Genomic DNA, 7,339 nt, shown 5'->3' with positions numbered 1-7,339 from the left:
TCCTCGCCCATCCCCTCTTGGGGACGGGGCTTGGGTCTTTCGATGAGGCCTACCAAAGGGCCGGCTTCTCGCTCTCCCGGGGCGGTGCGCGCTACCCCCATAACATCCTCCTCCAACTCCTCTGCGAGACGGGGCTGGTGGGGACCGGATTGGTCCTGGCGTCCCTCGTAGGTTGGCTCAGGCGGCTCAAGGTCCCTTCCCGTTGGGAAGGGTGGGGTGTGGGAGCCGGGGCGCTGGCCTTCCTTTATTTTTCCCTGTTCGACCTGCCTTTCCAAATGCCCGAGCTGGCCTGGGTCTTCGCGTTGATGTTGGGCCGCCTGGAATTTCGGACACCGAAGACCGTGAAGCTCCCGAAGATCTCCGCTTCCTGCGTGAAGATCGCCTTGCTGGTGGTGCTGGGGGTCACGGGCTTCTGGCCGCCCTTCCGTCCCCTGAACTTCGCCATCCTGGCGACCGTGCTTTGGATGACGGCCGCCTTCTTCCAGGAAAAGATCGAAAAGGTCCCGGGGCTTTTCTTCCTGGGCGGGGCCTTCCTGTTGGTACGGGCCTTTGATTCCCCCTCGGCCCTGGGGACGGTCCGGTGCCTGGAAATGGTGGGGCTGGCCCTGGCTTTCGTGCTTTTCTTGAGGGGCATTGCGGACCCCGGCCGGTTCCTGAAGTGGTTCATGGGCCTGGGGCTTTTCTTCGGGGCCGCGGTTTGGGCCTATTCCTTCCGTTTTTCCGATATCCGGGATTGGACCATCTTCCCGAACCCCAAACAGGTGGGGACCTTCCTGGTGGTGGGCGCCCTTTATTGGATGGGCGGAGCCCCGGGTCTCCGGGTAGGGCGATGGTCGAAGGGGGTCGCGACCCTTTTCACCGCCGCAACCTTGGTCTGTCTGAAAGCCTTCGGCGCCATGGCCGCCGCGGTGGCGGGGGCCTTTTCCCTCCTTTCGACCCGGGCCAAATGGGTGGGTGTGGCGGTGGGGGTCCTTTTCTTAGGGATCATCCTTTATTTCCGCACTTGGGTCTTCCGGGGGCTCGACACAAGTCCGACCCAATGGGACCGTTTCGGGATCTGGGCCTCGGCTTGGCGGGTCTTCGCGCGGGTCCCTTGGTTCGGCGCGGGTCCGGGGGCCTTTGCGGGCCTTTATCACCAGGTCAAGGCGCCCCGGACGAACGGGGTCAGCCGTTTCCTGATGGACGCCCAGTTCGCGCATAACGAATTCTTGGAATTCCTCGTGGCTTTCGGCGCGGTCGGCGTTCTCTTTCTTTTGCTGTTCCTGGTCTTTCTTTGGGACCGGAAAGCCAAGGGAACTTCCCCGTCCCTCTGGGCCCTGGGGGCCGCGGCCTTCGTGGATTTCTGCCTTCACACTCCCTTGATCCTTCTCCAGGGGGCGGGATTGTTGGCGGGGGACCGGGAGAAGAAAAAGGAGGAAGGCTCTTGGGGTTCGGCCCTCCTGGTGGGTGGCCTGGCCCTGGGGTTGTTCGGCTCCGCCGCCTGGGCCCCGCGCGCCATGGAACAGGCCAAGGTCCTGGAAGCCCAGGGCCAACTTCCACAAGCCCTACGCTCGCTCCAATATGCCGAAAAGGTGAACGCCTGGGACAACCGTTATACGGCCGCCAAGGCGGAGTTCCTGGAATCCCTTTTCCGGGCGACCCAAGACCCGGCTTGGGCGAGCGCGGCCGACGAGGCTTTCCAAAGATCGTTAAGCCTGGAAAAGACCGACGGGCAAGGGTTCCTGCGCGACGCCGAACGCCTGACCGCCCGCCTGGACCAGAAGGCGACGCTGGAGGCCGTCCAAAGTGCCGAGGTGGCCTGGGCCAAGACCCACCGCGTCCTTCCCTTCAATGCTTTCGCCCGTTTCGAGGAGGGACTCTTCCAACTCAAGAAGGGGGACAGGGAAAAGGCCCTTTTGTCCTTTGAGACCGCGGCCCAGTTGGAGCCCAATTTCGCGGCGGCCTGGATGAGGTCGGGTTGGATCCTGAAGGCGAAAGGGGAGAGGGCCAACGCCCGTTATTGTTTCCGAATGGCCCTTCAGGCCCACGAGCGCTGGAAAGACGCCGAAAGGATCGATCCCCTGGAAAAAGAATTGATCGCCCTGCCCCCGGAGGCCTTGGAAGGCTTGGCCCGGGAGACGCGGCCATGAACCGGACGCGGGAAGGGAACTGGGGTCCTTGGGCCCTTTTGGGACTGGTGCTGGTCTTTTATGGACGGGTCCTTTGGGGCCACCAGACCTTCGTGTTCGTGGATGCCTCCCGTTTTTTCTATCCCCTTTGGAAATGGGGGAGCGGGGTCCTGGCCCAGGGTTTCATCCCCCTTTGGAACCCCGACGCCCAGTTCGGCACACCCTACCTGGCCGACCCCCAGATGGCCTGCGCTTATCCGCCGATCTTCCTTCTTTATTCGTTCTTGAGCCCGGTCAACGCCTTCAACGCCCTGGTCATTCTCCATCACTTTTGGGCCCTTTGGGGTTTCTGGGCCTTCGTCCGTCGGCAAGGGTTCTCCGCGCCGGCCTCTTTATTAGGGAGCTTTCTCTTCGGGTTCTCCCTCCATCTGGTCTGCTCTTCCTGGACGCCGGTGGCCCTCATGACCATCAGTTGGATCCCTTGGGTCTTCCTGTCGGCGGATAAGGTCTTCCGGGGTGAAAGGGGAGGGTTCCTGGCGTTGTCCTTGGCCTGGGCCATGCAATTCGCGGCCGGTTATCCGGTGCTGGTCTATTTGACCGCCCTGGCGGTCGGAGCGCATTTCGTTTGGATGGGTCTTGCGCAGGGTACAAAAACACCCTCGCCCTTGAGGGAAGAGGGTAAGGGTGACCGCGACCACTTTTTCCCCTGGCATTCTTTCTTACCCGGTAAGGGGAAAGGGGGAACAAGCCTCTATAAAAAGTGGAATTGGACCTTGGTCTTGGCCGGCGCGGGGCTGTTGGCCGTCGCCTACAACCTGGTCTGGGGTTTGCCCTTCCTGGAAATGACGGGCCTGAGCAACTATGAGAACGGGGCCATCCGTTACCACGACCTGGGCTGGTGGGACCTGGCGACCCTCCTGAACCCTTTCGACCAGGGCCACCCCCTTCTTTCCAACTACCACGGACCCCACTACTGGGTCTCGACCTTTTTCGTCGGCCTCCCCGCCCTGGGGCTGTTGGCCTGGGGTTTTTGGCGGCGGGCCTTCGCAAGGACCTCCTGGGGGTTGCTCCTGGTCTTTCTGGTATTGAGCTTGGGCGTGCTGAAGGTAGGCCATCTCCTGGGCAAGATCATCCCGGGCCTGAACATGGTGGTCCATTCGGGTTTTTGGCTTTCGCTTTTCGTCTTCTGGGTGGCCTGGATGGCGGCGGAGTCGGCCGAGGCCTTGGTCGGGGGGCCCGCCTCCCGCAGCGGCCGGCACCTTTGGGCGGGTTTGTTGGCCGCCCTGGGGCTCGCGGCCTTGGTCATCGCTCCGGTCCTGATGCCGGTCCCCTGGGCCCTGTCGCTCGCGGCCGGGTTCGCCCTGTTCTTCTTGAAAGGTCCCCGGGTCCGCTGGTGGGCCTTGGGTACCTCGGTCTTCCTGGCCTTGTTCATCCCGGCCCAGAGCCTGAACATCCTTTTGGACAGGGACTACTACGAGGAACCGCCCAAGACCCTTTCGGCCCTGACCGAACCCGGCCGCGCCTTCTTCACGCCGCCCCTCCTGGCCCGCTCCATCCACCTGCAGGGCGCCGATATGAAGGACGCTTACGACGGCGCCAAGCGGAACGTCTATCCCAATTGGCCCCTGGCCTATGGAAGGGAAGAAGCCCCGATCTACAACACCCTTCAACTGCGGCATTCGGCCGACTGGACCTTCCAGGCCCTCCGGGTCTCCAAGAAGGTCTCCCGGAACGTCCTGGATTATCTCGGGATCCGCTATCTGTTCGGGAAGGCGGACCTTCCGGGCTTGAAAAAGATCGAAGGCACCGGGGATGTGGCGGTCTATCGGGTGGAGAAGTCTTCCCGGAAGTGGTTCAGTGTCCGGAAGGCCCTGCCGGCGGGCGATTCCCTGGAGGAGGACTTGAAGAAGGTGGACGAGCGGGGCTTGGACCTGACCCAGGATTGTTTCGTGGCGGATAAGCCGCGGGAAGGGAATTACGCCGTGCGCGAAGTGGTGCGGACCGCCTGGGGGCCCGATGCGGTGGGGTTGGAGGCCAAGGGGAAAGGACGTGCCTTCCTCGTTTCCTCGGAAACGGCCTATCCGGGGTGGAAGGTTTCCGTTAATGGGAAGGAACGCTCACTGGAATTGGTCGATCATGCTTTCCGGGGCCTGGTTTTGGAGGACGGAGAAACAACGGCCCAGCTCACGTTCAAGCCCAATAGCTTTCGGGTCGGCCTTTTCATGACCCTGTTGGTCTTGGGGTCCTGGATATTCTTGTTCGGGAGAAAATGGTTCCATGAACGCTAAAGGGACCTACCGGACCCTTTTGGTTGAGTGACCCGCCCTTTTTACCCTTTGGTCCCTGCCTGGTTGGTACAGGAGTGGAAGAGGCAGTCCGTAAGATCCTGAAACGCTAAGAATCCCTCAAAACTAAAGAGAAACGCATTTTGGGTACTCGAAAGATTCGCTTTTCCCGGCCTGCTTTTGTTCGTCCTCTTGGTTTAGCGTTCGAAACCGTTTCCGGTGATTGTTTCGAACAAGATTTCAAAAAAGATCGTTTGTGAAGGAGTTGCCGAAAACCGGACAGAATTCTTGCTGTTTTGAGATTAACGGACAATTTTCCTGCTGGATTTTTAGGGCCTATTTATAATGCGGCACATTCCTCCTTCTTCAACGCCCATCATTTTTTAATCAGCTCGTTTTCCTTTGAACATTTTGGAGTTTTTAATTTTGCACCATATCTGAAAGGCCCAGAAATTGTCATTAAAGATCATATCTTCCTGGGTCCTTTATCCCATCCGCTATCTTGTCCTGATCGTCATGGTCTTCACTTCGCTCGGCCCTTGGGCTTATGCCGACCCGGGATCTCGTTGGCACAAATGGGATGACCGTTCCGGGGCTTCGCGCTCCGACGGTGCTTCCGAGGACCGGTATCATGGCCGTGGCGGGAACCATTCGGACCATCGGGATGGCCCCCGGTGGGGGCAGCCCCATCGCGGCCATGGTTCAGTCACCCGGACACCCACGACCGATATCCATTCCACGCCCACCGCAACACCTTTAGGGACCGTTTTTCTGCAAAGTGAAAACCTCCAGGCCCCGCGGGAATTGATCGCGTCGGTTCTTGGCGCGGAAGTGGTCTTGAGGTGGCGCCCGCCTTCATTCGGGGTTTTCCGCCGGTCGATGGGTTATCGGATCCTGCGCACCTCGGACATGGAGACCCCTTTCCAACAAGTCGGCAGCTCCGCCGCTTTTGGGGATAGGGGGCGCCCTTTCCTCACTTATACGGACCGACCGGGACCGGGCCATTGGATCTATCAGGTCGTTGCCTTCACGATGGTCCCTGAGATCGCCGAGAGCGGCCCTTCGAACGTTTGCGAAGCGTCGGTCGGGTCCTTGCCCACCGCGACCTTCACCATCACCCCCACGCCCAGCCCGATCCTGATGGCCACCGAGACTTCCACCCCTACCATTTCGCCGACCCCTGCGGTGAACGGACGGAAAAAAGATGTAGCGACGGATACGGACACTCCCACCGGTACTCCGACCATCGAACCCTATTGGCCCCATGGACCCGTGGCGGCCACGGCCACCGTCCAAGCCGGGATCGTGTTCCGGGCCGCGGCGATGGGTTCGGGCGGGATCGTGTGCGGCGCGGATACCACCAAGAAACTGGATCTGATGGTCAACTGCAGCGAACAGGGTGCCCAGGACCGCCGTTGGACCTTCCTCATCGTGAACAACGGTTCCAGTCCCCTGACCATGCAGTCGGCCAACCTTTCTTTGAGGATGTGGCTCTTCGAGCCCCATCTCCGTTGCGTGGCGGTGGTGGGGAACAATGGGGACGTCTTTGACTCCGATGGGAACCGCCTGGGGAACATGCAATTGCAATCCAACGTCTACACGACCTCTACTTCCATCAGTGAGGTGGACGAGAGCGCCTCCCACAAGGCCAACCAAACCGCCGCCGTATCCCTGGTTTATTCGGGGAGTGTTTCCGTGATCCCCGCCGGAGGATGGGTGCAGGGATTCGCCATCATCGCTACCTCGGGCGATTCCTGTGGGACCAACGAGAACTGGACCAATTTCAACGATGATTATTCGGGTCGGCCCAGTGAGCAGTCCTCCTGCAACGGCACCCAATCGGGTCCCTTCTACGACGACCACCATTTTGCCCTCTACTCCAACGGGAGCTTGGTGCAGGAATATGGGACCAACGGGACGACCCCGGATGGTGAATCGGGCCTGCCGCCGGGAGGCGGCACCTGTACCCCCACGGTCACCCCGACCCTGACCAGGACCAACACGCCGACCCGGACGAATAGCCCGACAAAGACCTTTACCCCGACCTTGACGACAACTTCCACGCTGACCCTTACGGCAACGAACACCCTCACCCGGACCGCGACTTATACTTCCACCCATACGCCGACGCCTACCCCCACTTTTACGAATACACCTTCGGCCACGGCCACCCATACCCCATCGGCGACCCGAACCGATACACCGACCAAAACCTTTACCCCCACGGACACATCGACCTACACGGCGACGACCACACCTTCGGCGACCGATACGGCGACCCATACCGCCACGGACACGGCCACCGATACCCCTACGCCGACATTCAGCTCTACGGATACTGCGACCCATACGGCCACTGCAACGACCACAGATACGCTGACGGACACACCGACCGATACGGCCACGGAAACCGCGACCAACACGTCCACGCCGACAGCTACGGATACGACGACGGATACCGCGACCTTGACGACAACGGACACGCCCTCAAAGACCTCTACGAACACTCCCACGGATTCAGCGACGAATACGGCGACCGATTCGTTCACTTTCACCGCTTCTTGGACCCCGACCCTGATCGCCACGGTTACCTCGACTAATACGGTGACCCCCACACCGACCTTTTGCGAGACCTTCGCATACCAATGGGGTGGGTCTCAACAGGGGGACATGGGCCGGCCGGACGATGTTGTTTTAGATGGGCAGGGCCTGGTTTATGTAGCGGAACCGGACGATGAAAAAATCCAGGTGTTCACCCAATCGGGTGCTTATTTATCGACTTTCACTGGCGTGGGCACTGCTTTGGGAATGGCGATCGACCGGGTGGCCGGTGAGATCTATGTGGAAGGGACGGGGACCTTGAGGGTATTCAATCTTCAAGGGGTTTTGTTGCGGACGGTCCAAAGCTTGAGCGATACCACGGACGTGGCCCTGGATGGTGCGGGC

3 protein-coding genes are annotated in these 7,339 nt (G+C 60.6%); all 3 read left to right on the top strand.

Going from position 1 to position 7,339, the window contains the following annotated elements:
• The coding region (locus VHE12_07720) for an O-antigen ligase family protein (protein ID HVZ80673.1) at positions 1–2,129 on the top strand (2,129 nt) is incomplete at its 5' end.
• On the top strand, positions 2,126–4,396 hold the full coding sequence (locus VHE12_07715) for a hypothetical protein (protein ID HVZ80672.1): 2,271 nt from the start codon (positions 2,126–2,128) through the stop codon (positions 4,394–4,396). The genes VHE12_07720 and VHE12_07715, both read left to right, overlap by 4 nt.
• A gap of 450 nt (positions 4,397–4,846) precedes the next feature.
• The coding region (locus VHE12_07710; protein HVZ80671.1) for a hypothetical protein at positions 4,847–7,339 on the top strand (2,493 nt) is incomplete at its 3' end.

The sequence above is a fragment of the bacterium genome, assembly GCA_035549195.1.
Classification (GTDB): domain Bacteria; phylum Oederibacteriota; class Muellerivitia; order Muellerivitales; family Muellerivitaceae; genus DASZRK01.
The sequence above is the reverse complement of the archived record's forward strand: the minus strand, read 5'-3'. Positions and strand labels throughout refer to the sequence as shown.

What these genes read in the sequence shown, in the direction of transcription:
- VHE12_07715 (HVZ80672.1), top strand. Translation starts at nt 2,126, where the DNA reads ATGAACCGGACGCGGGAAGGGAACTGGGGTCCTTGGGCCCTTTTGGGA.